The sequence below is a fragment of the Gordonibacter massiliensis (ex Traore et al. 2017) genome (genome assembly GCF_019731765.1).
Lineage (GTDB): Bacteria > Actinomycetota > Coriobacteriia > Coriobacteriales > Eggerthellaceae > Gordonibacter > Gordonibacter massiliensis.
Genome location: NZ_JAASIO010000007.1, coordinates 15,673 through 42,121, shown reverse-complemented (window position 1 = coordinate 42,121; position 26,449 = coordinate 15,673). Strand labels below are relative to the sequence as shown.

Annotated in this window: 22 protein-coding genes; 6 read left to right on the top strand and 16 right to left on the bottom strand. The window is 57.6% G+C overall.

Going from position 1 to position 26,449, the window contains the following annotated elements; translation table 11 throughout:
- Positions 1-128 precede the first annotated feature (128 nt).
- On the top strand, positions 129-305 hold the full coding sequence (locus HCH03_RS09130; protein WP_221689251.1) for a YegP family protein: 177 nt from the start codon (positions 129-131) through the stop codon (positions 303-305).
- Between the two features lie 107 nt (positions 306-412).
- On the opposite strand, the gene HCH03_RS09125 is transcribed toward HCH03_RS09130, so the two are convergent.
- From HCH03_RS09125 to accB, 7 genes are all read right to left on the bottom strand, one after another.
- Entirely contained in the window at positions 413-1,465 is a 1,053-nt protein-coding gene (locus tag HCH03_RS09125; protein ID WP_221689250.1) for an inorganic phosphate transporter, read from the bottom strand.
- Between the two features lie 378 nt (positions 1,466-1,843).
- Entirely contained in the window at positions 1,844-3,721 is a 1,878-nt protein-coding gene (dxs, locus tag HCH03_RS09120) for a 1-deoxy-D-xylulose-5-phosphate synthase (protein WP_221689249.1), read from the bottom strand.
- Between the two features lie 18 nt (positions 3,722-3,739).
- A complete protein-coding gene (locus tag HCH03_RS16645) occupies positions 3,740-4,018 on the bottom strand; it encodes an exodeoxyribonuclease VII small subunit (protein ID WP_080144620.1) in 279 nt (92 codons plus the stop codon).
- Between the two features lies 1 nt (position 4,019).
- A complete protein-coding gene (gene nusB / locus HCH03_RS16390) occupies positions 4,020-4,724 on the bottom strand; it encodes a transcription antitermination factor NusB (protein WP_246599906.1) in 705 nt (234 codons plus the stop codon).
- Positions 4,725-4,745: 21 nt separating this feature from the next.
- Positions 4,746-5,093, bottom strand: a complete 348-nt coding sequence (locus tag HCH03_RS09105) for an Asp23/Gls24 family envelope stress response protein (protein WP_185904650.1) — start codon at positions 5,091-5,093, stop codon at positions 4,746-4,748.
- The gene (accC, locus tag HCH03_RS09100) at positions 5,090-6,442 is read right to left on the bottom strand and encodes an acetyl-CoA carboxylase biotin carboxylase subunit (protein ID WP_185904649.1); all 1,353 of its coding nucleotides are present in this window, start codon (positions 6,440-6,442) and stop codon (positions 5,090-5,092) included. The genes HCH03_RS09105 and accC overlap by 4 nt, the downstream gene beginning before the upstream one ends.
- Positions 6,442-8,334 carry an acetyl-CoA carboxylase biotin carboxyl carrier protein gene (gene accB / locus HCH03_RS09095; RefSeq protein ID WP_221689248.1) on the bottom strand — a complete coding sequence of 631 codons (1,893 nt, stop codon included), beginning with the start codon at positions 8,332-8,334 and terminating at the stop codon, positions 6,442-6,444. Before accB ends, accC begins: the two co-directional genes overlap by 1 nt.
- A gap of 299 nt (positions 8,335-8,633) precedes the next feature.
- Here accB and HCH03_RS09090 point away from each other — a divergent pair, with 299 nt between their 5' ends.
- The 5 genes from HCH03_RS09090 to HCH03_RS09070 all read left to right on the top strand — a co-directional run bounded on the left by HCH03_RS09090 (position 8,634) and on the right by HCH03_RS09070 (position 16,139).
- A complete protein-coding gene (locus HCH03_RS09090; RefSeq protein ID WP_185904647.1) occupies positions 8,634-8,885 on the top strand; it encodes a helix-turn-helix domain-containing protein in 252 nt (83 codons plus the stop codon).
- Positions 8,886-9,317: 432 nt separating this feature from the next.
- Positions 9,318-10,835: a DUF3375 family protein gene (locus tag HCH03_RS09085; RefSeq protein WP_221689247.1), complete on the top strand. Its 1,518-nt coding sequence runs from the start codon at positions 9,318-9,320 to the stop codon at positions 10,833-10,835.
- On the top strand, positions 10,828-11,526 hold the full coding sequence (locus HCH03_RS09080; RefSeq protein ID WP_221689246.1) for a DUF4194 domain-containing protein: 699 nt from the start codon (positions 10,828-10,830) through the stop codon (positions 11,524-11,526). Before HCH03_RS09085 ends, HCH03_RS09080 begins: the two co-directional genes overlap by 8 nt.
- Positions 11,519-14,944 carry an ATP-binding protein gene (locus tag HCH03_RS09075; RefSeq protein WP_221689245.1) on the top strand — a complete coding sequence of 1,142 codons (3,426 nt, stop codon included), beginning with the start codon at positions 11,519-11,521 and terminating at the stop codon, positions 14,942-14,944. Before HCH03_RS09080 ends, HCH03_RS09075 begins: the two co-directional genes overlap by 8 nt.
- Complete coding sequence (locus HCH03_RS09070; protein WP_221689244.1) at positions 14,919-16,139, top strand: Wadjet anti-phage system protein JetD domain-containing protein; 1,221 nt, start codon at positions 14,919-14,921, stop codon at positions 16,137-16,139. The genes HCH03_RS09075 and HCH03_RS09070 overlap by 26 nt, the downstream gene beginning before the upstream one ends.
- Positions 16,140-16,330: 191 nt before the next feature.
- Here the strand turns inward: HCH03_RS09070 and wecB are convergent, their stop codons facing one another.
- From wecB to HCH03_RS09025, 9 genes are all read right to left on the bottom strand, one after another.
- The gene (wecB, locus tag HCH03_RS09065; protein WP_221689313.1) at positions 16,331-17,419 is read right to left on the bottom strand and encodes a non-hydrolyzing UDP-N-acetylglucosamine 2-epimerase; all 1,089 of its coding nucleotides are present in this window, start codon (positions 17,417-17,419) and stop codon (positions 16,331-16,333) included.
- A gap of 108 nt (positions 17,420-17,527) precedes the next feature.
- A complete protein-coding gene (locus HCH03_RS09060) occupies positions 17,528-19,000 on the bottom strand; it encodes an oligosaccharide flippase family protein (RefSeq protein ID WP_221689243.1) in 1,473 nt (490 codons plus the stop codon).
- Positions 18,942-20,237 (bottom strand): O-antigen ligase family protein, encoded by a 1,296-nt coding sequence (locus HCH03_RS09055; protein WP_221689242.1) that lies wholly within the window; start codon positions 20,235-20,237, stop codon positions 18,942-18,944. Before HCH03_RS09055 ends, HCH03_RS09060 begins: the two co-directional genes overlap by 59 nt.
- Positions 20,234-21,286, bottom strand: a complete 1,053-nt coding sequence (locus HCH03_RS09050; protein ID WP_221689241.1) for a hypothetical protein — start codon at positions 21,284-21,286, stop codon at positions 20,234-20,236. The genes HCH03_RS09055 and HCH03_RS09050 overlap by 4 nt, the downstream gene beginning before the upstream one ends.
- A gap of 10 nt (positions 21,287-21,296) precedes the next feature.
- The gene (locus tag HCH03_RS09045) at positions 21,297-22,523 is read right to left on the bottom strand and encodes a nucleotide sugar dehydrogenase (RefSeq protein ID WP_221689240.1); all 1,227 of its coding nucleotides are present in this window, start codon (positions 22,521-22,523) and stop codon (positions 21,297-21,299) included.
- An 18-nt stretch (positions 22,524-22,541) separates the two neighbouring features.
- Positions 22,542-23,627: a glycosyltransferase family 4 protein gene (locus tag HCH03_RS16810; RefSeq protein ID WP_221689239.1), complete on the bottom strand. Its 1,086-nt coding sequence runs from the start codon at positions 23,625-23,627 to the stop codon at positions 22,542-22,544.
- Complete coding sequence (locus HCH03_RS09035; protein WP_221689238.1) at positions 23,624-24,283, bottom strand: GNAT family N-acetyltransferase; 660 nt, start codon at positions 24,281-24,283, stop codon at positions 23,624-23,626. Before HCH03_RS09035 ends, HCH03_RS16810 begins: the two co-directional genes overlap by 4 nt.
- Positions 24,280-25,398, bottom strand: coding sequence for a hypothetical protein (locus HCH03_RS09030; protein WP_221689237.1), 1,119 nt, complete (start codon positions 25,396-25,398; stop codon positions 24,280-24,282). Before HCH03_RS09030 ends, HCH03_RS09035 begins: the two co-directional genes overlap by 4 nt.
- Entirely contained in the window at positions 25,395-26,426 is a 1,032-nt protein-coding gene (locus tag HCH03_RS09025) for a hypothetical protein (RefSeq protein WP_221689236.1), read from the bottom strand. Before HCH03_RS09025 ends, HCH03_RS09030 begins: the two co-directional genes overlap by 4 nt.
- Positions 26,427-26,449 lie beyond the last annotated feature (23 nt).

The window sequence follows — 26,449 nt, the reverse complement described above, 5'->3', positions numbered from 1 at the left end:
CCGAACGCCTGCGGCACGTCCGGACGCGAGCGACCCTCAAACCTTGGTTCAATCTCGTACCTGATCCGACCTGCGGCTTCGTGCGGTGTATCATCTTCGCTATCGTTCGCGAAGAGAAGGAGAGGGCCATGGGCAAGTTCGTTATCAAGACGTCCGACTCGGGATGCCATTTCGTGCTGAAGGCCGACAACGGCGAGGTCATCGCCACGTCGCAGCACTACAAGTCCAAGGAATCTTGCAAGAAGGGCATCGAGAGCGTGAAGAAGAACGCGCCCGACGCCGAAGTGGTGGAGGAAGAGGCGTAAGGCCTTTCCGCCAACCGTTTGCGAAAGCGCCCCGGATCGCGTCGATCCGGGGCGCTTTTCATGAAGAGAACTGCTAGGCCGCCCCTACGGAATCGCCCGGCAAGCCGTCAGAAGAACGCCAGGAACAGATGCGTGAAGCCGAACGCGAGCAGGCCGCAGCCGGGAAACGTGAGCACCCAGGTGCCCACCATGCGGCCGGCAAGGCCCCACTTCACGTTGCGCAGGCTCTTCTCCGCGCCCACGCCCATGATGGCGGTGGTCTTCGTGTGCGTGGTGGACACCGGCAGGCCCGTGAACGTGGCCAGGCCGATGCAGAAGCAGGCCGACAGGCACGCGGCGAACCCCTGGTACTGCTCCATCTTCACCATGTTCATGCCCACCGATTTGATGATCTTCTTGCCGCCCACCGCCGTGCCGAGCGCCATGGTGGCGGACACGAGGATGATGAGCCAGAAGGGGAACGACACGTCGCCGCCGGATTGGCCGGTCATGGCCAGCATGATGCCCAGCATGCACAGCGACAGGAACTTCTGGCCGTCCTGCGCGCCGTGCAGCACGGCCACGCCGGCGCCGGAGACGATCTGCGCCCACTTGAAGAACGAGTTGGCCTTGGCGCGCTCGGCGCCTCGACAGAGCCGTTTGATCATGCGCGTGAACAGCCACCCGGTGCCGAACCCGAGCACCGTGGAGATAACCAGGCCGTACACCACCTTCATCCACTCGCCGCCGTTGACGCCGCCCAAGCCGCCCTGCAACGCGATGGCCGCGCCGGTGATGCCGGCGATGAGCGAGTGGCTCTGCGACGTGGGTATGCCGAAGTACCACGCCGCCACGCCCCACACGATGATGGCCACCATGGCCGCCGCCAGCGCGACGAGCGCGGCGTGGTTGTCGCCTCCGAAGTCGACCATCTTGAAGATAGTGGCCGCCACGGCCGACGAGATCATGGTGATGGCCGCCAGCCCGATGAAGTTGCACACCGCCGCCATGGCGATAGCGGGCGTGGGCTTCATGGCCTTCGTTCCCACGACGGTGGCGATGGCGTTGGGGGCATCGGTCGCCCCGTTCACCACCGTGGCACCCAGCGTCAGGATGACGATGAGCGCAAGTATGGGATCGCTCACGAACGCCGCGGCGAACGCGCCGAAATCGTAGCTCATGCAAACTCCTCCCCGTGCGGGAGCGCGCATCGGCGAACGCGCCTGACGCCCCTCCACGGCTTCGGTAACCAAGCACACGGAGTTTAATGATAGGAAAGGATTGTCAATTCCACGCAACGGGAAGATCAAGTTTAGGTAAAGTCGCTGACAGCATGGTGCGCGCAGGCGGGCAAATCGGGCCTTGCATGCAAGGGCGTTCCCGAAGGGGCTCTCTCCAGAGCGCCCGTTCCGGCGAAGCCGGAAAAGCAGCCGAGGGCCGCGTTTTCGCGCTTTGCGCGAACGGGCGCTCTGGAGAGCGCCCCTACGAATCGGGTACGTGGATTGCCGGGCGCAACCCGGACAAGCAAGCGCAAGCAGACGCCCGAACCGACGTTCGGGCTATTTCCCCAAGCGCGCTTCGACCGAGGCAGCGATGCCCTGCGGGTCGAGCCCGAGGTCGCGCAGCAGCAGGTCCGCCTTGCCCTGGGGCACGAACACGTCGGGAACGCCCAGCGTGAGCGCGGGCACCGCGAGGCCCTGGCGAGCGAGCTCGCCGAGCACGCCCTCCCCCGCACCTCCGGACACCACGCCGCCCTCCACGGTGACGACGAGCCTCGTTCGCGCGGCGCGGGCGACGGCGTCGGCGTCGAGCGGCTTCGCCCAGCGCATGTCCACGACGCGCGCCTCTATGCCGCGCTCGGCCAGCAGCTCCGCAGCTCCCAGCGCGCGGCTCACCATGCGCCCGAACGCGAGGATGGCAACGTCGTCGCCTTCGCGCACGGTCCGCGCACGCCCCACCTCCAGCACCTCCGGCTTCTCGGGCAGGGGCACGCCCTCGGCCGCCCCGCGCGGGTAGCGGATGGCGAACGGCCCTCCCAGCGCGAGCGCCGTGTGCAGCGCATGCACGAGCTCCGCCTCGTTCGAGGGCGCGAGCACGCGCATGTTCGGCACCATGCGCGTGTAGGCCAGATCGAATATGCCGTGGTGCGTGGGACCGTCCTCGCCCACGACGCCGGCGCGATCGATGGCGAACACCACGTCGAGGTTCGGCAGTGCGTTGTTGATGATGAGCTGGTCGATGGCGCGCTGCAGGAACGTGGAGTAGATGGCTACGACGGGCTTCTTGCCGCCCACCGCCAGGCCCGAGGCCAAGCCCACCGCGTGCTCTTCGGCAATGCCCGCGTCCACGAAGCGATTCGGGAACTCCTCGGCGAAACCGGCAAGCCCCGTGCCGTCCTTCATGGCGGCCGTGATGGCCACGATGCGGTCGTCGGCACGCGCCTCCTCGGCGAGCGCCTTGCCGAACACGCTTGTGTAAGACGGGGCGGCGGCAGGCTTCTTCCTCACCTCGCCCGTGGCGATATCGTACGGCGCGATGCCGTGGAACTTCTCGGGGTTGCGAACGGCGGGCTCGTAGCCGGCGCCCTTCTTCGTCACCACGTGCATGAGCACGGGAGCGTCGGCGGCCAGCACCAAACCCAGCGTCTCCTTGAGCGCGCCGATGTCGTGGCCGTCGATGGGAGCCGTGCACAGGATGCCCAACTGCTCGAATATCATGGTGCGCGGGAGCACGAACTGCTTCATCGACTCTTTCATGTTGCGGCCGAAGTTCGCGAGCGCGGTGCCGAGGGCGCCGCTGCTCTCCAGCTTCTCCTGCACGGAGTCGCGCGTTTGGCGGTACTGGGTGGAGGCGCGCATGTTGCCGAGGTGCTTCATGAGCGCGCCCACGTTGCGCGATATGGACATCTCGTTGTCGTTGAGGATAATCACCATGGGCGTCTGCGCCTGGCCGATATGGTTGAGCGCCTCGAACGCCATGCCGCCCGAAAGCGCCGCGTCGCCGATGAGGGCCACGACCTTGTTGGTGCCGCCGGAGAGGTCGCGCGCCTTCGCCAGGCCCAACGCCACCGACAGCGAGTCGGACGCGTGGCCCGAAGGATGCACGTCGCAGGGACTTTCGTCGGACTTCGGGAAGCCGGACAGGCCACCGTACGTGCGCAGCGTTTTGAACTCGTCGAGCCTTCCCGTCACGAGCTTGTGCGCGTACGCCTGGTGGCCCACGTCGAACACGAACCGGTCGGTGGGGCAATCGATCATGCTGTGCACGGAAAGGATGATCTCCACGGCACCCAGCGACGAGGCCACGTGCCCGCCCGTCTCCGACGTCACGGTCACGATCTCCTCGCGGATCTCGCGAGCGAGGATGGAAAGCTCGTCGTTGCTGAGCAGCTTGAGGTCGGCCGGCGACGAAATCATATCGAGAATGCGATGGTCCATGGTCACGCCCCCGTTTCGCTACGCCGTGGCGGTTTCGGGCGCTCCCGCGTCCGAAACGGCACCCTCGGCCGAGGTCGCGGCCTCAGCCTCGGCCCCGCCGTCCTGCACGTCGTCCAACTCGTTGCGGGCCTCGATGTCCTCCTCGAGCAGCTCGCTGGCACGCAGGCCCAGGCCCACGGCTTCTTCGTACAGGGAGAGCGCCTCGTCGAGGGGCATCTCCTCCGATCCCACCGCGTCGACGATCTCGTCGAGGCGGGTTTTCACCTGATCGAACGTCACGTACGATTCGTGCGCCACGTCACGCCTCCTTCGGCGTTCCGGCCGCCAAGGGCTCGGCAGGCGTCGGGGCGGCCGCGGATGCCGGCTCGCCGGGTGCCGGGACGGCTTCTGTTTCCGACGCGGCAGGCACGGCCGCGCTGTGAGCCTCGGGCGCTTCGGCGGGCGCAGCGGCCGCTTCGGGCGTTTCGGGGAGGGTTGCGTCGGCGGGCGCCCCGGCAGGAGCAGCGGAACCTTCGATCGCTTCGGCGGAAGCGGCCTTGCCGCCCGGAACGGAGACGCCGGGCATCCCTTCCCCGCCGGCCGCCTCGGCCTCCAGTATCTTCGCGATGCGGCCCAGCACGCCGTTCACGAAGCGCGGCGACTCGTCCTCGCCGCCGAAGTCCTTCGCCAGTTCCACGGCCTCGTTGATGGTGACGGACGTGGGCACGTCGGCCACGTACATCATCTCGTAGGCTGCCAGGCGCAGGATGGAGCGGTCCACGATGGGCATGCGGGCGAGCGCCCAGTTCTCCGACGTGGCCGCCAGATGCTTGTCGATGGCGGCGCGATGCGCCTCGATGCCGCGAACCAGCGCCTCGGCGTATTCGGGCAACGGGCCGTCTTCGGCCAGGTAGCGGCCTTCTTCGGCGATTTTGGTGGCACCCTCGTCGGTTATCTCGCTCGTGTAGAGCAGCGCGAGCGCCGATCGGCGCGCACGCGTTCGTTCATGTCGTTTAGCAGCCATAGAAGTTCAGCAAACCTCCGGCTAACCGGCGAACTGGATGCCGTCGATGTACACGTCCACCGAGGACACCTGCGCGCCCACTTGGCTGGCGACCGCGTCGGCCACGGCCTGGCGCACGTTCGCGGCCAGGTCGGGCAGCACGTAGCCGTAGTACACGTCGACGCGCACCGAGATGGCCAGCTTGTCGTCCTCGTCCACGGCGATGTCGATGCCCTGCGTGGACGGCTTGGAGCCGAACACGGAGCGCAAGCCCCCCGCAGCCGCCGAGCCGACCGAGGCCACGCCTTCGACCTCGTTGGTGGCAATGGACACGATAGTCTCGACGACGCCCGGCGCAAGCGCCATGCCGTCAAGATTCAGTTCGTTCATAACACGTCTCCCATCTGGGTTTCGATGAAGTCGGTCGTCGCGTCGCCCGCGCAGAACACCGCATTGTCCAGCACGCGGCGATGGAACGAGATGGTGGTTTCGATGCCTTCGATGACGAACTCGTCGAGGGCGCGGCGCCCGCGCTGGAGCGCCTCTTCGCGATCCTGGCCGTACACCACGAGCTTCGCCACGAGCGAGTCGTAGTACGGCGAGATGCGCGAGCCGGTGCGCACGTAGCTCTCCACGCGCACGCCGGGGCCCGCCGGAGGCTCGAACCTCGTGATGGTGCCGGGGCACGGGCGGAAGCCGTGCGCCGGGTCCTCCGCGTTGATACGGAACTCGATGGCGTGGCCGAACGGGGCGAACGGGGCGCGGGAGGCGCAGCTGATGGGCTCGCCGGAGGCGATGCGCAGCTGCTCCTTGATGATGTCGGTGCCGGTGATCTGCTCCGTGACCGGATGCTCCACCTGCACGCGCGTGTTCATCTCCATGAAGTAGAAGTTGCCGTCCGTGTCGAGCAAGAACTCGATGGTGCCGGCGTTCTTGTAGTTCACGGCGCGTACGGCCTTGATGGCCGCCACGCCCATGGCGCGGCGCAGGTCCTCGGTGAGCGCCGGCGAGGGCGCCTCCTCGATGAGCTTCTGATGACGGCGCTGCACGGAGCAGTCGCGCTCGCAGAGCGCCAGGTTGTTGCCGAAGTCGTCGGCCAGCACCTGTATCTCCACGTGGCGCGGGCGCAGCACGAGCTTCTCCAGGTACACGCCGTCGTTGCCGAACGCGGCGCCCGCCTCGGTGCGGGCCGCTTGGTACTGGGCCTCGAGGTCGGCCGGGTCGTGCACCTCGCGCATGCCCTTGCCGCCGCCGCCCGCCGTGGCCTTGATGAGCACGGGGTAGCCCACGGAATCGGCGAACGCCTTGGCCTCGGCCGCCGTGTCGATGCAGCCGTCGGAGCCGGGAACGGTGGGCACGCCGCAGCCCTTCATGGTCTCGCGCGCCATGCTCTTGTCGCCCATGCGCTCGATGCAATCGGCGGAGGGGCCGATGAACACCAGGTCGTTGTCCACGCAGGCGCGGGCGAAGTCGGCGTTCTCGGCCAAGAAGCCGTAGCCGGGGTGGATGGCCTCGGCACCGGCGTTCTTCGCGGCGGAGATGATGCTGGGTATGACCAGGTAGCTCTTGTTCGCCTGGGCGGGGCCGATGCACACGGCCTCGTCGGCGTACTGCACGGGATAGGTGTCGGCGTCCTCCGTCGAGTACACCGCGACCGTCTTCACGCCCAGCTCGCGGCAGGCGCGCATGATGCGCAGCGCCACCTCGCCGCGGTTGGCCACCAGTATCTTGCTAAACATTACGCCGTCTCCGGGGCGGGAGCCGGGGCGCCGTGCGGCTCGATGTAGAACAGGGGCGTGCCGAACTCCACGGGCGAGGCATCCTCGAGGCACACCTCGCGCACCGTGCCCATCTCCTCGGCCGTGATCTCGTTCATAAGCTTCATGGCCTCGACGATGCAGAGCGTCTGGTTGGCGGCGACCTCGTCGCCCACCTTCACGAACGGCGGCTCGCCGGGAGCGGGCGCCTCGTAGAACGTGCCCACCATGGGGGCCGTGACGGCGTACCAGTTCGAGGGACGCTCCACGCCGTCGCCGGCATCGGCGGGCGCTTCGGCCACAGGAGCCGGAGCGACGGCGGCCACCGGCGCGGCGGCAGCGGCGGCGGCCACGGCGTCGGAGGACAGCGTGCCCGGCATGCGCACGGCGATGCGCGTGCCCTCTTCCTCGACTACGATCTCGCCGACGCCGCTCTCCTCGGCAACGCGAACCAGCTCGCGAATCTGATTGATGTCCACGTAATCGTCCTCCTTGGTATGGCTCGACTCCTGCTCCATGAGGAAGTCGACCTTCTCGGATGTGCGGTGCTTGCTCAGGTAGGTGCGGGCCTCGTTCGGGAAGAGGGCGTACATGAGCACGTCCTCCTCGCTTTTCGCGAGGTCGCCGATCTCGTCTTCCACCTGCGAGTACGTGGTGGTGACGAGCGAGCCGGGCGCCACGTCGGGCGGCAGCATCTCGGAGTTGCCCACGACCTTCGCCACGATGTCCTTGTCCATGCGGCCCGGCGCCTTGCCGTAGTAGCCGCAGATGTAGTCCTTCATCTCCTTGGACACGACGCTCCAGCGCTTGCCGGTGAGCACGTTGAACACGGCCTGCGTGCCCACGATCTGGGACATGGGCGTGACGAGCGGCGGATAGCCCACCTCGGCGCGCACCTTGGGGATCTCCTGCATGACCTCGCCCAGGCGATCGCCCGCGTTCTGGATCTCCAGCTGGGACACCAGGTTCGACATCATGCCGCCGGGCACCTGGTGCGAGTACACCTTCATGTGCGTGAGGGAGGACACGCCGCGCTTGTAGTGGCCGCGCTTGCGCACCTCTTCCCAATACTCGGCGATCTCGAACAGCAGGTCCAGGTCGAGACCCGTGTCGTAGCGGCTCTCCTGGAGGGCGGCCACGATCATCTCGACGGCCGGGTGCGAGTTGCCGAACGCGAGCGGCGCATGGGCCGTGTCGGCGATGGCGGCGCCGGCCTCGGCGGCCTTGATGATGTTGGCGGGGGCCATGCCGCCCACGTAGTGGCAGTGGATGTGCAGCGGCAGGCCGATCTCGGCGTTGAACGCCTTGACCATGCGCTCCGTGCGGTACGGGGTGAGCATGCCGGCCATGTCCTTGATGGCGATGGAGTCGGCGCCCAGGTCCTTCATCTTCTGGCCGTAGTCCAGGTAGCTGTCGAGCGTGTGCACCGGCGACATGGTGTAGGAGATGGCGCCTTCGAAGTGGCCGCCGCATTCCTTGATGGCCTCGGCGTTGTCCACCACGTTGCGGATATCGTTGAGGGCGTCGAACACGCGGAACACGTGCACGCCGTTGCGCTTGGCCGCCTTTATGAAGCGGTTGCAGATCTCGCTCGAGTAATGCTTGTACCCCACCAGGTTCTGGCCGCGGGACAGCATGGCGAGCGGCGTGTTCGGCGTGTTCGCCTTGATAGATCGCAGACGCTCCCACGGGTTCTCGTCGAGGAAGCGCAGGCACGTGTCGAACGTCGCGCCGCCCCACGCCTCGATGGCCCAGTACCCGACCCGGTCCATTTTCGGCAGGATCGGCAGCATGTCCCCGATCTGCATGCGCGTGGCCCACAGGCTCTGCTGGCCGTCGCGGATCGTGGTATCCATGATTTGAAGTCTCGGCATGAACTCACACCCCCTTCGATTTGCAGTTAGTCAAAGATCGAATATCCGATTATAGATGAAGGGTGGCACAAGGGGGAGTTTGGGCGGGAAATTCACCGGCAAGCAACAGAATCGCGGGGTAGGAGGCTGCGAGGCACCGCGCCCGCGGGGAGGGGTTGGGCGCTTGCGAAGCGCAGCGAGTGGGTGCCGGAGTCGGTTAAACGTATTTTGTCGAATACGGCAATGCGTATCTGTCAGGTTACGCTTTGAGCATGCCCGAAAAGACGCGACAGATCAAGATGCGAGCCAAGGAACCCCTGGTGCAAGAGCTTGCGCGCACGTTCGGCGAGAACGTGCGGGTTCTGCGCGAAGGCGGGAACCTCACGAAGACGAAGCTCGCCGGCATGGTGGGCCACAGCCGCAGCCACGTGACCGACATCGAGGACGGCCTCATCGACGCCAACTTCTCGAAGCTGGCCAAATTCGCCCAAGCATTCGAGTGCCCTGTGGAGGCGCTGATAACCCCCGGCGGCGGACTGAGGGTGCTGAGCGATAAGCATGCGAGGCTGTAGGAGTTTACTGCAAAACGGATATACTCCACGCCCCTTAGATCCGACGCTTTCCGGCCCTGGAAAGAACCGAGGAACACGAAGCAGACCACTTCAGCTTTTGATTTGAAACCCCATTGATATGGTATTCATAATATATTTTTATATATAACTATAATTTAATTCTTCAATATTATGTATTAGAAAATCCGTCCCCCTTATCCTCCCTCGGACGTAGGTCCGAGCTCTTGCCAAAATGAGACGCTTTTACAGTTAGCGAAGAACGAACAAAAAATGAAGAATACGAAAACAAATGGATCCTCCATTTAAGCCAAAGAACAACCTTGTTCAGATGCGACGATGCCGGGCGGAAGAAATATTATCAGCTATAATGACCTTGATCATCATTCTTAAATGCGCCAGGTGCCGCCGGCGCCCCTCGCGAAAGGGTCCCCCATGAGCGAGCTGTTAAGCACGTACGACCAACTTGGCATCTCCTTCGAGAAGTCGACGTTGCAGCTTCTGCGAAGTCAGTGGTCGCAAGCATACCTCGCCCTGCTCATTACCGCCTTTCCCGATCGATCAAAAGGTATTCGCGCCGAGCTGCTCCACGCCCGCATCGAATCGTATCTCGAAGAGCTCGATCAAGCCGGCGTCGAACTACCCCGGCAGGGAGACGCAGAACGGCCCCTAAACGGAAGAGACCTTTGCGTTCAACAATGGATGAGGAAGAACCGCTGGCTCGCGTTGCATCCCCTTGAGACCGGGGAGACCGAATATCGCCTCACCTCGGACGCCATCGAGGCTATGGAGGTCGTGGAAAGACTCGGCAGCACCGAGGCTTTGCTGAGCAGCCCGCGCGTCGAGATGATCATCAAGGCCATCGAGTCGACCGCCCTCATGGTCAACCCCGATTATGAAGAGGGCCTTGCGCAACGCAAGGCCCAGCTCGCTCGAGCCCAGAAGGAGCTGGACGAATATATCGAGAACGGCGGAGCGGGAGAAGCCTCCGCGACAACTGTGCGGGCAAGCGTCGCCAACGTCATGGATCTGCTTCGACAAGTGCCAAGCGACATGCGACGCATCGAGGAACTTCTTATAGATCAAGGGAACCGGCTGCTTGAAGACTTTCGCGATGACGAGCGACCTCCTGGGGAGATCGTCGGCGACTACCTCGAACAGAGCAAGAATATCTTCGAGGCCACAGAAAGCGGACGCGTTTATAGCGGCGCTTTGGAGGCGTTGAGCAGCGTTGAGTTGAACGGTGCCCTTTCCGACAATCTGAAAATAATAGCCAACGCCCCGGCCCTCGAAGACCTGTCGCCGGAGGAGAAGCTCGAAATTCGTCGCGCTTGGAATCCCGTGAGATCGGGCGTGGAGAGCGTGCTCAAGCAGCGACGAAAATCATCCCACACCATCAGAAGCTCCCTCACGCAGCACGATATCGTCAAAGATCGAGAATTGGCACGCGAACTGCGCTCGCTCGAAAAGCTCGCATGGGAATGGGCTCGCGCCTACAAGCGCGGACAGCGAAGCCCTTTCTCGCTCGAAATCGGCAAAGCTGAAACGGAAAGCGTCACGAGGGCGCTTTACGACCCGGAAGGCCATCGTCCTCCCCCTCCCCTTGTTGAGAACGATACCGGGGAGACGGCCAACCTGCACGAGCTCATACGAAAGGGAGGACCCAAGACAAGGGCCGTTGCCAAGGCCATCGCCGATTCCCTACCGACAACAGGAGAGGCGAACGTGACCGAACTTTTCAACGAGCTCGATTCGGAGCTCCGTCGCGAAGTGGAGATCTGCGGACTCATGCAGCTAGCCACCGACCTTGGCATAAACGTTGAGACGGGAGAGAAAGCCGTGTATCGAACCGTCGCACTCGATGGCCGCGGGAGCACTTGGACAGCACCGAGGATCGTCCTCGACGACCATTTGAAGAGCGCTTTTCAAGCTTGGAGGGAGCTCCATGGATAATGTCCTCACCGCAAACGATCAAACCGCCGCGTCCGAAGCACCGGAGCACAAACCTTTTCTCGAAGGGCTTTTCGAGGGCGATACGGGGACGCTCGATTACGAGCAAAGACGAGCCGTGACCACCTTGGTGCGAAAAAGATACGTGAGCGAGGTGACCGACGCGGAGATCTGGAACGACATCCTCGAACACGAGGACGTGATCAGAAGCTCTCTCAACAACCTGTTCCTCACCTTGACGGTGGACAAGCGCTACGATGTAGCCTACGCGCAGCAAGCTCCCTCAGGGTCGGCGAACCCTTTTCCCAATGCATTGAAGCAATCTGCGAGCCTCAAACGCGAGGAAACGCTTCTCATTATCTATCTGCGTATCTACTATCATCAGCAATTCGCCAGCGGGGAAACCAACGTTTTCGTGGACCGCGAGGACCTTGAGAATTACCTCGACCCCCTCTTCAACAAAGACGCCGTCGACCATGTTGCCGCCAAAGACCGAGTGGCGAAAGCCATCGACGAGATGACCTCGAAGCAGGGATACCTGATCAAGGTTGCCGGCCAAAGCGGACGATACCGCATCTCGCCCGTCGTCGCCTCCCTCTTCCCTCTTGAGCGGGTAAAAGAATTGAAAGAGAAGTTCGAGGCCGAAGCCCCTGAAAGCCCTCGAGCAACCGACGGGGAGGCTCAAGATGAGTGAGGGAACACCCAACGGAGCATCTTCTCCGGCCGCCGCCCATCCAACCCAATGGCAACTCGAGTCTTTACAGCTCGTGAACTGGGGCGGCTTCGATGGGTACCACCGCGCCGACTTTGAGTTGATCGGCGAAGCGAGCGCCGGGGCGACCATGATAACCGGCAAGTCGGGATCGGGCAAGAGTACCTTGCTCGACTCGTACCAAGACATCATCATGCCCAACGGCACGCGCTTCAACTCGGCGTCGAACAGCGTGGGGCAGGGTAAGGCGCGCGGGGACCAAGAGCGCACCGTTCTCACCTACTTACAAGGCAAGACCGATCTTGTGTACGACAGCAAGCTCGGCGAAGAGCGCAATCAGCTGCTGCGCGACAACCACTGTGCCCGATGGAGCGCGGTGGTGACTATCTTTATCAATGACGAGGGCGAGCGCTTTTCGGCGGCCAAGCTCTATTACATAAAAAGCGGCTGCATGGGCGACAGCGACTACAAAACGCATTCGCTCACCGCGAACTTTGCGATCGATCCGCGAAAATTCGAGGCGATAGCGCACGAGCCCTTCGACAAGCGCAGCATCAAGAGCGTATATGACGGCATCCGAATCCACGACACAGTGGGCTCCTTCAGACAAAGCCTGTACTCCTCGCTCAACATAGGAGAGCACGGCGATGGTGCCAAGGCCGTCGAGCTCCTGGCGCGCATTCAAGCCGGCTACCAGATAACCACCGTTGACGCCCTATTCAAAGAGTTGGTGCTCGACGAGCCCCGAACCTTCGAAGCGGCCCAGCGGGCGGTCGAGCATTTTGACGATATCGAGAAAACGTTCGACGAGATCGAAGCCGCCCAAAGGAAGATGGCGATCGTCGCGTCGATCCCCGCGGATAAGAAGCGCTACGACGAGGCTCTGGAGGCGCAGGGCCTTGTATCGTCAATAGGGCATCCCTCCGCGAGCGACAGCCCCTTCCATCTTTGGAAAACCAAATGCGAACTCGGCTTGATTCAACGCGAGATCGAAAGGGAGGCCATCGAGAAACGCGAGCTCGAGGAGGCTGTGGAGGCCCTCGATGCGGAGATCTGCGGGCTCGAAGACGAAATCGAGGAGACCCGCCAAGCGCTCTACCGAAACGGCAAGGGCGCGCTCGACACCATCGCCGAGAAGCTCGACAAAGCGCAAGCCGACGCGGTGCGCCGAGGCGAAAACCGTGCGATCTTCCGCGCGAAAACAGCTTCCGTCGGCCACGTTCCCTCGAGTGCGGCGGAATACCGGGAACTCGAAGAGGCCGCGGCTCGGTTCACCGCGTCGTTCGAAAGCGAGAAAGCGTCCCTCAATCTTCAGCGCGACGACTCGGTTTACCGCTGCCGCCAGCTCTCGCACGAAATCGAGGACCTCAAGCAGAAGGGCGCCTATTACAGAAGCCACAAAGGGAACATCCCGCCTCGCTTGAACGAGGCCCGGGAGCAGATCGCCGACATCACCGACCTGAACCTCGACGACCTCCCCTTCGTCGGCGAGCTCATAGACCTCGAACCGGAAGAAGAGCGTTGGCGGCTTGCGGCCGAAACGACGCTTCATAGCCTCGCCCGCACGATGCTGATCGAAAAAGGGGAGTTCGAGCGGGTGAGCAGGCTCATCGACAAGCTGCATTTGAGGGCGCGGATCAATTTCCAAGCGGCGAAGATCATCGAAGGCCCTCCGCCGCCCGCAACACCCAACAGCGTAGCGAGCAAACTGCAATTCGACGAGACCTCGCGCTTCACCCCATGGGTTAGAAAGCGCTTGACCGATCCGCAAATAGATGCGATCTGCGTGGAAAGAGCCGAGGACCTCAAAGGAGACGGCCTGCGCGTCACCATCAACGGGCAGACGCGCCGAAGGAACCGCGGCGCTCACGGACGCAATAGAAACGACGAGAACGTCATAGGCTTCAGCAATCAGGGCAAGCTCGACAGAATTCGAGACGAGCTGATCACCTTGGCAACCGAACAAGCGCAAATCGATAGCGAGGCAAAGCGCATCGAGGGGGAAGTTAAAGAGCTCGAAAAGTTGAAGGGCGCCTATGATCACATCATGGAGCACGCCTTTGAGGAAATCGACCAAGCCAGCTGCCAAGCAGCGATCGAAGACCTGAAGCGGGAACGAGAGCGCATTCTCGCCTCCAACGACCTCCTGAAAACGCTGGAAGATAAGCATGAAGAGCTCAAAGAGGGACTCAAGGGACTCGTCGGGAAGCGCGCCATCGCCTCAGATCGCCACGACCGCCTCCTAAAAGACGCGGAGAAAAGGATTGCGCGGCGCGATGCCCTCGCCGAAGAGAAGCGGCGCGTTCCAACATCCACCCGGACCATGGTCAGCGATGCGCAAGCCTCGCTACTGGAAGAGACCCGACGCGACATCGCCGCCGGATATGATAGCGACCGCACCATCTTGGACAAATTCGACGAGTTCGTCAGACGCATGATGGCGAGCCTCGAAAAGCAACGCAAGGCCTCCGAGGGAAGCGCGCTCTCGGCACGAAGCTCCCTCGAAAAGGCGTTCCACGCCTATCGGGCGATCTGGCCGGACAACGACCTGGGCGAGGCAATAGACTCCTACGACGATTACCTCGAGATCCTCGAGGAGGTGCGGAGCCAAGGTCTCTTCGATCGAAAGGACATCTGGCTCGAGAATATGCGCCAATGGGTGGCCGAAGACCTCGTCCCCGTGTCAGATGCTTACGAAGCCGCCATCCGCGAGATAGAAGACCGCCTCGAACCGATCAACGAGATCTTGAGAAAATACCCCTTCGGCACCGCGAAGGGACGGCTTCAAATAGCCATACGCCAGAAAGGCAGCGACAAGGCGATGCGGTTCAGAAAAGAGCTGCAAAAGCACGCCTCGCTGGCAACAACGCCCAACATCGACGACATCGACCGCCACCATGAGGAGATAAGGTCCTTCATGAGGCGGTTGCGCAAGGGCGGCGACGGCACGGGCGAACGCGACGCGCTGCTCGATCGCCGACGGCAGGTAACGCTCTCGGCGCGCGCGACGTGGCCAGAGGCAACCGGAAAAGACGATAGCGTGTACACCAAGCTCGGAGAGAAAAGCGGAGGCGAGGTTCAGGAGCTGGTCGCCTTCATTCTCGGGTCGGCCCTGCTCTTCCGCTTGGGAAACGAGACCATGAGACGACCGGGCTTCGCGCCCGTCATATTGGACGAAGGATTCGTCAAGGCGGACGAGGATTTCACCGAACGGGCCGTTCGGGCTTGGCGCGGATTCGGTTTCCAGCTGATCGTCGCCACCCCCGATGGCAAAGTGGGCTCTTTCGCGCCGCACATGGACCGCTATATAACCATCACGAAAGACGCCCAGGAGCGCTCGTACATCGCCCCCGGGCGGCATATCGGAGAAGAAGATGTTGAAATCGCCCCGAGAAATTGAAAAAAGGCTCGTCAGGATTTTCGATTCCGACTGGCATGCAGAAGCCTGCGGGCTGCACAAAAGAGACTGGCCGCACCGAATCGCCCTTGGCTCGCCCACCAAGGGCGAGCTTGAAGCCGATTTCGGAAAAGCGAACCTTCGCATTTCGGAATTGGCAGATTGGGCGCGCGACAGGCAATGCGCTATCGAATCGACCAAACGGCGCGTAAGCGGCACGGTGCAAACCCTACCGACGCACATCGTCATCGACGACTTCGAAGCGCTCGCGCGTGTTGTTGGAGGCGAGAGGCAACGCAAGTATTGGGCAGGGCGCCGCCGCGCCGCCGCCTTGCTCGACCTCTTCCCCATCGACAGGGAAACCTGCAGCGCAGTGATCAGGCAACTTGCCGACAAAGAATGCGACGAGGTGGATTTCGAGCTGCTTTGCCGCGCAACTTCCTGGTTCGCACGCAACGACGCCGGCGAGCTCACGGCCCGGCAAGTACCTCTCGATGGATTCCACGCCAAATGGCTCGACGCCAAAGGGCACTTGGCGATGATCCGGCTTCTCTGCGGCAACCCGGATTTGCAGCTGAAGGACCGGCCCCGCTCGGCCGCTTTCACGTACCTCGACCCCGCCTACCTGGAAAAAGGAGGACGCTGGCGAGATTCGATAACCGAAGGCGATGCGTCGCAACCCGCTTACCAACCTCGGATCGTCGTGATATCGGAGAACAAGGACACCGCGCTTTGGTTCCCGCCGCTCCCCGAGGGTGTTTCCTTCGAGGGAGGAGGTTGGAACGGGATCGAATTCATCGGTGCGCAAGACTGGGTTCGGGCGGCTGATTTGCTGGTCTATTGGGGCGACATCGACGCGGCGGGGCTCGAGATCCTCAACGGCTACCGCTCAAAAGGCCTCGAGATCTCAAGCATTTTCATGGATGGGACCGCGTACCATCGCTACGAGCGATACGGCACCTTCGTCAACAAGCGGGGGGAGGAGATCAAGCCGAAAAAACCAGCCAAGCTCGAGTATCTCACCGAAGCCGAGAGGGAGCTCTACCTCCGCCTCGTCGATCCCGCATGGACCCGCCCGCGCCGCATCGAGCAAGAGCGCATCCCCTTGGAGCGGGCGGCAGAAGCGGTGATGGCGATTTGGAATGGGAGGATGGCTTCGAAGCTCGACGATCCAAGCGAGGGGGAGGGGAGCCGCTAGGCGCGATTACGGCGGCGCGCGCCCCACCGCCGGCTCGCGGCCCGACCGCGGACCTCAGGTAGACAAGGAAACGGTATATCGGGACGTGGGCCTGAAAAATAGAACCTCCAAATCTTTGACATGGAGAATGTTAAGTCATCGCATGCTTCCATTCGTTTGTACGAACAAGATACCGGTCAAACAGCATAGTATTAATCTTCGCTAGCGAGCACCGAAGCGATACGCTCACTTGCGTGTCCATCACCATAGGGATTGCTAGCATGGGACATCTTTGCATAAACCCTTTCGTCCGAGATCAATCGAGAGAATTCACGGTAGATCACTTCCTCCTCAGTTCCCACAAGCTTGAGAGTTCCGGCCGCAACCCCCTCGGGGCGTTCCGTGGTGTCGCGCATGACAAGTACGGGTTTTCCAAGACTCGGCGCCTCCTCCTGAATGCCGCCAGAATCGGTGAGAATGAGATAGCTTGCAGCCATGAAATTGTGAAAAGCCAGAACATCAAGCGGATCGATGATATGCAGCCTTTCAAACCCATCAAGCTCGGAATGGGCAGCCTCTCGTACCTGAGGGTTCATATGAATTGGATAAATCGCCTTAGTGTCCTCATGCTCCTCCATAACACGCCTAATAGCACGAAACATACGATGCATGGGCTCGCCAAAATTCTCACGGCGATGTGCCGTGATGAGAATAAGGCGACTCCCCCTTGCCCAATCGAGTTGGGAATGAGAAAAATCGCCTCGTACGGTAGTCCGCAAAGCATCGATGCCGGTATTACCCGTCACCCAAATTCGTTCAGGATCTTTTCCCTCGGCGAGAAGGTTTTCGCACGATACCGATGTAGGCGCAAAATACCATCTTGATATTGCATCAACAGCCTGACGGTTGAACTCTTCTGGCCAAGGACTATAGATATCGTGAGTGCGCAGGCCCGCTTCAACATGCCCGATAGGTACATGTAGATAAAAACAGGCGAGCGCGGCCGCAAATGAGGTAGTGGTATCGCCGTGCACGAGAACCGCATCAGGCATCTCTCTCTCAATCACAGCCTTTATGTGAAGCAACACACCGCAAGTCACATCAAATAGCGTTTGCCTTGGTTTCATAATAGCTAAATCGTAGTCGGGTATCACATCGAACGTATGCAGAACTTGATTCAACATCTCGCGATGCTGCCCCGTCACGCACACAACCGTTTTAAAGTCATCTGAACGTGCTTTAAGTTCATTCACCAATGGGCACATCTTGATAGCCTCTGGGCGCGTGCCGAACACAAGCATTATTTTTTTCTTCAACACTTCAAGCAAGCCTTTCTTTTAGTTCTCGCATACTCAAAATCAAACCCCGAGTAACAGCCGTAAGACGACGATAAAACCAAGGCGATCGAGTTAGGAACAGCCTCCCACTAACCGCCGCACATCGTGGACGAAAATCTTTAATTGCTTAGCGTTAACGGCGTAGTAAACAAGAACGGCGACGCATGTCGGCAGCGGAGACGAAAAGGCAAGGGCAGACGCGACGAAGAAAACAGCAAGTGCTATTTCACTTGCAAGATAGCGAATGCAAGAGCCTCCGATGAACTTGCTGAGATAAGCCTCCGCCACACAACTTCGAATCGCTATCGAAAGAACCATAAGTCCAGCGGCCCAATAAATATTTCCGATTACAAACACCCCTATTGCCGTCAGAGCGGCAGAAAAAATAAGGCAACTAGCGTTGATCCAGAGCATGGCATTTTCTTTGCGAAGCGCCTTGAGATAAGTGTTCACTAAAAGCTGGATCTTGAAATCGAACACGCAGATGGGAAGAATGATGGCGAGATATCTCAAGCTGTCGGAATACTGGGGAAGCCATATTTCGAGCAAAATACAAGCAGGATAGTACAATACATAAACGAGCGGCATCAGCACAAAAAGAATCCTGCGCATTACCAAAAAAACCTCTTTGCTCTTCTCGCCGTCCATACGCTTCACTACCGGGAATGCGACCATTGCCACCTGAGCGGCAAATGCAAGAAGGAAATTGACCAGCGAAATAGAGAAGGAGAATTTGCCAAAGGCCTCAATTCCCCAATGAGCATCAATCATCATGCGGCCGATACCTACGACAAGCGTCCCAGCATAGTAAGCAAGTGTAACTTTCATGCCAGCTTTTACATCCTCAGCAACGTCCCGCATAGCAAGCCCCATCTTGCCCGTCGACACTTTGAGAATCGGACGGGCATAAAGGTAGCAGATCACGATAGCCACCGATTGCGCACAGATATAGGCGACCAAATACGCGCGATACTCAGCGAGTTGAAAAGAAACCGCTACAAGCAAAAAAACAGTATATGCGCTCTGCGAGGCGAGAGTTGCCCTTGAATAAAGATTAGGAATGTTGACGGCTCTAAAGATATAGAAGAGAAACTGTGCTGGGTTGACGAGCATAGCGCATAGACAAACGAGAGCAAAAATTTCAACTCTATCGTTATCCAATCCCGAGAACAAAGCGAAGAGGGTAATAAACACCGCAACTATTACTTGAAAGACCAGAACCAAAAGATATTCGGCCTTCACTCGCGAACGATCTAGATGATCGATGCGCTCACCGCCTAAACGCAAAAAAACGCCATCATGAATACCGAACAGTAAAATGCCCATGTATCCCACATACATGACGAAAAGCTGCCAATACCCGAAACTTTCAACACCTAATATCTTCGGGACAACAAGCGACGTAAGAACACTGGAGCCAAGAGAAACTACCTGTGCCGCGATTGCGTAGCCGACGTTCCCTTTGAACGTTCCTGTCTCTTTCGGTTCAAACAAGATGCCTCGCGTCCATACTACTACTTGCGGGGTTTTCACCAACGGTTCCATCTTGCTCTATAGTGGAGATTTCGAGATCAAGTTCTCGCAAAACGGGCGAAACAGCCATAGAAAGCAGGATCAAAAACGCACTTGTAAGAACCTGCTCGAACAGGGAGGTTAAAAGAAAGGCCGCAAATGCCGAAACGAACAGACAACGCAAACTTTTGCTACGCAAAGCATCTACGAATTTACTTGACTGTAGATACGCCATAAGAAAAAGCGCGAAACCGACAAAGCCGCCTACAAATACAATCTGAAGTAAAAGGTTGTGGGCGCTGTTAAAGTCTTGCTGTCCGTAAAAATGGGCAATACCCATTGCCACGTATTCCTGCCACCCGTATCCTATAAGCGGCGATTCCCGTATGCTCGCGATAACCGCATCCCAGATATACGTTCTTCCGGTAAATGTTGATCCGGAATGATACGTCAGATCTTTCCCCAGAAAAACCGCAATGTCGTTATACGGAAGATAGTCAGCCACGCGCAACAAGACGATACCCACGAATAAAAAAACCGTAATCACGTTAATAGCACGACAATTCAGCATTTTACCGATAATCCTTTTTCCGCCAAGAGCAAGAATCGCAACGTCCAAGATCAGCGCCACCATCGAAGTAGCGCTCCCCAACATCCATACCGTCCAAAAAGAAAGAATGGCGGCAAAAAGCGTCAATATGCTCAATCGTCGTTTTGCAAGAATGTCCCAAAAAGCCGCGAAAAATAGCAGCAAAAAGCACCATCTGCTTTGGAGACTTCCGTTTTCGAGGAGCCATCGACTTCTTCCGTTGTAGTAATAGATGCCATCGGGAAGCAAAATGGTTAAAAGCTGATTGCACAGAACAATGAAACCGATGATTAGCGCTGCACTTCTGACAAACGCGAGAACCTCGTCTTTCCGCAATGAGGGAATGAAAAGACAGGGGCTTATTAAAATCAATGTATTAACAAGCATTAAATATTGAGAACCAGAGTTAATTAATGTTGAGATTGCCGCAAGCGCCAGAAAGCCCATTAATCCGGCAAGGAATAGCCCGATGCGTCCGTTCCTCGAAACGAATCTCACGATTGCGTATATACAGGCCGCTGCCAGCCATAGCGAAAAAAGCTGTTTGATCGGCTCGGCAGCAGCCCAATCGTTGATAATGGAAGGTCGAAAAAAAGGAACAAGGAAAAGAACCATATTTGCATACGTCCGGGCACCAGCCGGTTTACGAGAAACAGCGGAAACTCCACTAATTGCACTCATGCTAACTCACGCGAAAAGCTACTGAATCGACGCATGAACATCTCGGCCAGCTTTCTGATGTGGAAAGAACGAGAATAGTAACTATCGAATAATCGGCCGTATTCCTCTTTTAGGGCGCTTTGATCAGGCGGAGTTGAAACGAAATCGACAACTTTGTCAACATCTTCGAAAGAGCTGACCGGACATACGTACCTCATCGCCTTCGAGGCTTCGTAAAAACCTTTGACGCAGCTGCTAAAAATCGGAATAACCCCGCAGGACAGATAAGATGAAAGCTTCGTTGGCGTCGACACCATGTTAACTACATTTTCTCTTCTCAGCAAAAAACCATAGCCTACCTCTGAAAGGGCATCGGGCACCTTCTCGGAGGGAACGCATCCCAACGTCCAATTGTTGATACCAGAACAACTTAACTTTTCACGTGCTTCACTTTGCTGGAATGTCAGCACCTTAAGCGACGCTCCAGGAATCCGCTCTTCAATTTGTTTAAAAAAGAACATTGTCTCATCGAAGCATTGCCAAGCGGCAAGAGAGCCAACATAAGCGAACACTGGGTCAACATAACGCTTTTGCGAACCGAATAGATCAGGCCGCATCATGGTGTTGCAACAGGGCATCACGTACGATTTGTCAGAAAAATCTAAGCCGTACTTATTTTCATAATGCTTTTGCATTGCATTTGACACAAACAACAGAAAGCACGCCTGCTTGAGAGCTCGCTTCTCGATTGCTTCAAGCACGGCTTTTCTCGCACGACAATGGTTCCTTAAATAGCTTTCTTCGGGAACAACACCCTGAAGCCATAGAACAATATTTTTAAAGCCCTTGCGTCGCAAAGAAGCGAACGAGATAACAGAGGGCACGACGATATAATCGCCATGTGCAGCTCGTTTCGCTAACTCCTCGATACCCTGCTCTGCTGAAATGTTTGAAACAGAAAACCCAATCTGCTTGAACGCCTCGCCTACTGTACCAAGATAAAAATCGGTTACTTCGGAATTCAAGCAATGCAAAATCCACGCATTCCCAATATCCAAACGCCGCTCCACTCGCTGGCTCCTATAATTTATACACATTATCGTCATTTCCAAGAACATTTCTCGCATCCAACAACACCCGATCACCGAACATTTCAGATTTTCCCTTGATTTGAGAATGGCCAACCATGACGATCACCATTTCAAGGCCATCAAGGAACTCTTCCATCGAATGGACTTGGTTAAGGACAATGTCATCCTCAATCCACGGGTCATAAACCTTGCACGCGTCTACAGCTAAATGGCGCTCCATGCTTTCGAGCATCTGCAGCGTTGGACTCTCACGCACGTCATCCACGTTTTCCTTATAGGTAAGACCGTAGATACCAATTTTGGATGAATCGACTATGCCGCGCTCTTTCATGATTGAGCTTGCCCGCTCCAATACAAAGTCCGGCATAGAATCGTTGATCTTTCGCGCCGCTAGAATGATATTGGCCAGTCCGGGATAATCTCCAACGAGGAACCACGGATCAACCGAAATGCAATGACCACCGACGCCCGGCCCGGGGGAGAGGATATTCACGCGTGGATGCTTGTTAGCTATGCGGATGATCTCATGTACGTCCATACCATCCGAACGGCAGATTTTCGCAAGCTCATTAGCATAAGCGATATTTATATCGCGAAAAGTATTCTCAACGACTTTCGTCATCTCGGCGGTACGGATGTCGGTAACCGCAATCTCGCCCTGGCAAAAAGACGCGTAGAGCCCTTTTACACGTTCTCCCACCGACAGATCGTCCGCCCCGACGGTCCGATTGTTGTGAAGCAGCTCATAAACCATATTTCCCGGGATGATGCGCTCCGGAGCATGGACCAGATGGACATCCTCGCCCACAACCATGTTGCGCCTTTCAATTGCCGGGCGAACGAATTTCTCGATTGTGCCAGGAGATACGGTCGATTCAATGATAACGGTGGCACCCTTGGGACACACGCTCACAACATCCCCAACCGCAGCCGTCACATAGGAAGGGTCAATCTTTTTCGAGGCCTTATCATAGGGAGTAGGCACCGAGATAACGTAAGTGTCACAAGACTGATAGTCGGTTGTGAACTGGATGCCGGCGTCAACCGCTCGGCCAAACAGCTCGTCGAGTCCCGCCTCTTTAAAAGTGGTGCGTCCTGCTTTGAGCGTCGTTACGAGATATTCGTTGCAATCGGTTCCCACCACCTCTACCCCGTGCGATGCAAACATGAGCGCTGTAGGTAGTCCAATATAGCCGAGACCTATCACGTTGATCATTTGTTCCTGCTCCGTCCCTTAATCGGTCGCCAAAATAGAACCCTGTTGAATAAAATCGAAGATGGGCTTCATGGCGTTTTCGGGTTGATACGCCTCTGCCGCTATAAGACAGTTTTTTCGCATATACTCGTACTTAGAAGGGCTCGATGCGAAATCAACGATCACATTCGCCAAGGCATCGATATCGCAAGATGGGACGATTACGCCAGTCAGCCCTTCGTCGATGACGTAATGGGCATAATCCCACTCATAAGCAATAATAGGCACACCTGCCGCAAGCCCATCTATAACGGTTCCGGGAAAGCCGTCGTGATAGGTAGGAAAGAGTAGGGCAGCACAACAGGAAATAGCGGTCACGCTTTCATCGGCAGGAACGCTGCCTTTGTACGAAGCGCAATGGGCGTTCTCTTCAACGAGTTTGTAGAATTCGTCGGAGAAGCTCTTATCTACCGTGCCATAGATATCTAGTCTGCAGATATCGGAGCCCAGAATTGAATTAGCCATTGACACGGCTTCGATTGCGTCAGTTATCCCTTTGTCCTTGCAAACGCGAGAAAAAGTGCAGAAACGCACTTCTCCGTTCGGCTTAGAAACGTCCCAAGGGCAATCCAATACCGGCAAATGTTTTGCATTGGGAACATAGGAAACGCAACTCAATCCTAGCTTCCTCAAATCATCCCGCTGCTTGGTCGTTTCTGCAAATATCTCATCGATTTTCTGAAGAGAGCTCAGAAGCTTCCGATCCTCCTTGCACGCTTCAACCAACCAAGCGCCGACAACGACATATCCAATAGCAAAGAAATAGCGCTTACGCAGGGTGACAAGCAGCGGAAGAAGCGCAGATAGGCCGTTCCTGCTAAGCACGAGAAGAACGACATCTCCTCTTCGAGCCGCACGGACACAGTGCGATACGACGTCAAATAGCCTTCGCTTCCATTGGTACGTATCAACGTAGTCGAGAGAGGCAGACCCGAATTTGCCGCTTAGGTAACCAGCCAAGGTTCGGCATTTCGCCGTCTGGCCTCCAAATACTTTTTTATCGCCTTCGTCTCCCCTTGCGTAGGCGAAATGTCCTACCACCGTAATTGCGCGCGCCCCTTTCACAAAGCGATCCTCTCAGTGCCTTCCTTGATCATTACCTTGTTCTCGAATATGCCGAAGCGAGCGCTATCGGTAGCAACGATCGACTTCGATTTGCCGTCGTAAATCGCAAACGTCTCAAACCCCGCTTTTTCAAAGCTTGCCTGGGAGGCGAAGTTTGCACCGTTGATGGAGGTGAACAGCCGTCTTGCGCCCCTCGAAGCCGCCATAGCCGAAGCCGTCCGAATCAACTCACCATTTAACCCTCTGCCCCGATGCTCTTTGGCCACATAGCATGGGCCGATCCATGCCTCATCGGACGCGAGTTCAAATTGGCCCGTGCCATGGATCCTTTTCACTTTATTCATTTCAAAGCACGCATAGGCACATATAGTTTTTTCGAATATGCAGATAACCGCTCCGTCGTCGGCACGGCCAACGTAGTCGCAGCCCTTGATATGCTGAAAGAAGTTGAACTCGTCAAAAGCATCGAGATCATCCTCTGCGAGCCGCGCGAACGCATAACCCGGGAATTGATCGCGGCGTGATTCCTTGAAGTCACTGCAAACAAGAAAGAGCGTTTTACGGGAGTCCGCTCCAGGCTTTAAAGTGATTTTCTCACCTATCTTCTTCACGGTGGCCTTAACGCCCTCGCGCTTGAGGTACTCGATCACCTTCATAGGCTTATCGCTTTCTTGATCGCCGTTAGCCCTAAGCCAAAGAAGGGGCGCATATCCTTTGCATCCCAGATATCAAGGCATGTCTTTTCTGACGAATGCACATCCCGGGCATTCATATTATTTTTGTTAGCCAAAAGGTCTCTCGGCAGTGTCCGCCAAGCGACTTTTTCCGGAATCGATTCGGGCTCCTCGCCTAGAAAAACACGATGAAATTGGGGGTATTTTGCGTTCAACACGCTAATCCAGCCCCAAGGCCTCGGATTGACGTCGAGGATAAAAAGCTCGCCGGTATTCGAATCGAATTTGAACTCGACCTCGAGAAAACCAGAAAAATCAAGAGAGCATGCGAGATTCACGGCGGCATCCTTGACCGCCTCACCTCGTTCATTCGATGATTCCACCACATACGCAGAAATGCCCTGCGGATACTGTCTCACCTGATCAACGGCAATACCCGCTAAAAGTTTTCCGTCTTGGTAATAACCTCCGTAGCTGCACTGAAATGAGTTGTCGCCAAGAATTAGCCTTTGAACAATCAAGTCATCTACGCTAAACCCCTCTCGCGCAAGACAACCAGCAAGCTTTTTTAATTCGGAGAAAGACCGGATCTCCCGAACTTTGGGAAGCGCTTCGCATTTGACATCCAAATGCTTTTGCCTCCATTTAACTATGCAAGGAAACGCGTTCGGATCGATACTGTCTACGGAATACGACTCGGGCACCGATGCTATCTTAGATAACCGGCCGCCCAAGCGAGATTTGTCGTTTATAAGCTCGAAGTTCTCTATATCTACGGCGGAAAGACCGTATGCGAGGAGTCGATTTCCCGGCAAAGAAAGCAACGCGGTAAGGTATTGGTCGCTGCTGACAAGGATGGTGATCTTGCGCTCCCGCGCTTCCCCGCTCAGGGCCTCAAGTGACGAAACGACCTCATCTTGATCGGTCGCTATTCTCAACAAACGCGGCGTAATCTTATTAGAATGCAGTCCGACATCGGCAGGTCGAGCAATTGCTGCTACAGGACAACCAAGCTTCGAAAGCTGACGTGCAAGAAAGAGGCCGGATGGACCAAGACCCATAACAACAGGAAGGGTTCTTTCGAAATCCAAGATCACAACTTACCGCTTCCGATTTCAACCAACCGTCCATCGCATTTCCTCAGTGAACGGGCGAATGCCACAACCTGTCCTTCGGGAGCGGTCCCCATAGGAATTTGCAGCGATCCATATTGGAAAAGCTTCATGGGCAGCGCATCGCCTTCGAAACGAGATATCTCGACAAGCCCTGCGTCTGACTTTGCAAGCAACACCTGCGATTCTCGAGTTTTCACACCTGGACCAAGCCTACGCGACAGGAGAGATCGAATGCCAGAAAGCGACTCGTCAGGCTCAACGGTAGTAGTGAACAGGTACCCGCTTGAGCACTCGCCACCGTAGATGCACGGCCCATTGATTGCGCCTATATCAACAGGACTGCACGAGGCATCCTCATCAAGCAGAAAAACGTGATTCTCCGTTGTCGCCGAGTCTGTTGCATAGATAAGTCCCGCAGACGTATCGAAACCCCGCACAGCTCGAAAACGTTGATCGCCTGTGGCGATCGGTTCAACCGTGGCAAAATCTTCACGCGCAAGATAGATGCCCGAAGCGGTTTCCATGTCACCTGTAAAGATGTAGTAACCGCCCCTTTGACGCCGAACCACGTTGTGAACATGGCGTACGGTTCCTGCGGGGAATGTGTGCAAGATGACGACTTCGCGCATCGAGTTCAACCCGTATATATTTACTGATTCCGCATCATTGTTAGCGCCGTAGTCGCCCCAAACGGCCAAAACATAGCCGTTACCGTTTGATATAGCCAGCGGATCGGAAAAACCCGCACGCGCCTCCTGCACCTTAATAATGCTGTTAGCCGAAAGATCGATCGCGAAAACCGCCCTTTGCCAAGCTAACAAAATGCAGTCAGGCGAAATCTCCAGAGCTACCCGGGGCTCAACGCGAAGAATTCGCGAGGCCAGACGAACATGCCCGAGAAACCGTTTTATCCCGGGCAAAGGCAAACGAGCAGTTCTGGTAAAGCCGCCCGCCTTACCGCACCTCACGATAAAGTCGCCCTGATAGCCCAGCAGGTCACCGTTCCCCATCCAACAGAGGGGTTTCATGTCAC

Excerpts from the sequence above, each read along its gene's own strand:
- HCH03_RS09075 (WP_221689245.1), top strand. The coding sequence starts at position 11,519 with ATGAGTGAGGGAACACCCAACGGAGCATCTTCTCCGGCCGCCGCCCAT.
- dxs (WP_221689249.1), bottom strand. The coding sequence starts at position 3,721 with ATGGACCATCGCATTCTCGATATGATTTCGTCGCCGGCCGACCTCAAG.
- HCH03_RS09085 (WP_221689247.1), top strand. The coding sequence starts at position 9,318 with ATGAGCGAGCTGTTAAGCACGTACGACCAACTTGGCATCTCCTTCGAG.
- accB (WP_221689248.1), bottom strand. The coding sequence starts at position 8,334 with ATGCCGAGACTTCAAATCATGGATACCACGATCCGCGACGGCCAGCAG.
- nusB (WP_246599906.1), bottom strand. The coding sequence starts at position 4,724 with ATGGCTGCTAAACGACATGAACGAACGCGTGCGCGCCGATCGGCGCTC.
- HCH03_RS09105 (WP_185904650.1), bottom strand. The coding sequence starts at position 5,093 with ATGAACGAACTGAATCTTGACGGCATGGCGCTTGCGCCGGGCGTCGTC.
- HCH03_RS09125 (WP_221689250.1), bottom strand. The coding sequence starts at position 1,465 with ATGAGCTACGATTTCGGCGCGTTCGCCGCGGCGTTCGTGAGCGATCCC.
- HCH03_RS09070 (WP_221689244.1), top strand. The coding sequence starts at position 14,919 with ATGTTGAAATCGCCCCGAGAAATTGAAAAAAGGCTCGTCAGGATTTTC.
- HCH03_RS09035 (WP_221689238.1), bottom strand. The coding sequence starts at position 24,283 with ATGAAGGTGATCGAGTACCTCAAGCGCGAGGGCGTTAAGGCCACCGTG.
- HCH03_RS09060 (WP_221689243.1), bottom strand. The coding sequence starts at position 19,000 with ATGGAACCGTTGGTGAAAACCCCGCAAGTAGTAGTATGGACGCGAGGC.
- wecB (WP_221689313.1), bottom strand. The coding sequence starts at position 17,419 with ATGCTTGTGTTCGGCACGCGCCCAGAGGCTATCAAGATGTGCCCATTG.
- HCH03_RS09045 (WP_221689240.1), bottom strand. The coding sequence starts at position 22,523 with ATGATCAACGTGATAGGTCTCGGCTATATTGGACTACCTACAGCGCTC.
- accC (WP_185904649.1), bottom strand. The coding sequence starts at position 6,442 with ATGTTTAGCAAGATACTGGTGGCCAACCGCGGCGAGGTGGCGCTGCGC.
- HCH03_RS09025 (WP_221689236.1), bottom strand. The coding sequence starts at position 26,426 with ATGGGGAACGGTGACCTGCTGGGCTATCAGGGCGACTTTATCGTGAGG.
- HCH03_RS09055 (WP_221689242.1), bottom strand. The coding sequence starts at position 20,237 with ATGAGTGCAATTAGTGGAGTTTCCGCTGTTTCTCGTAAACCGGCTGGT.
- HCH03_RS09080 (WP_221689246.1), top strand. The coding sequence starts at position 10,828 with ATGGATAATGTCCTCACCGCAAACGATCAAACCGCCGCGTCCGAAGCA.
- HCH03_RS09130 (WP_221689251.1), top strand. The coding sequence starts at position 129 with ATGGGCAAGTTCGTTATCAAGACGTCCGACTCGGGATGCCATTTCGTG.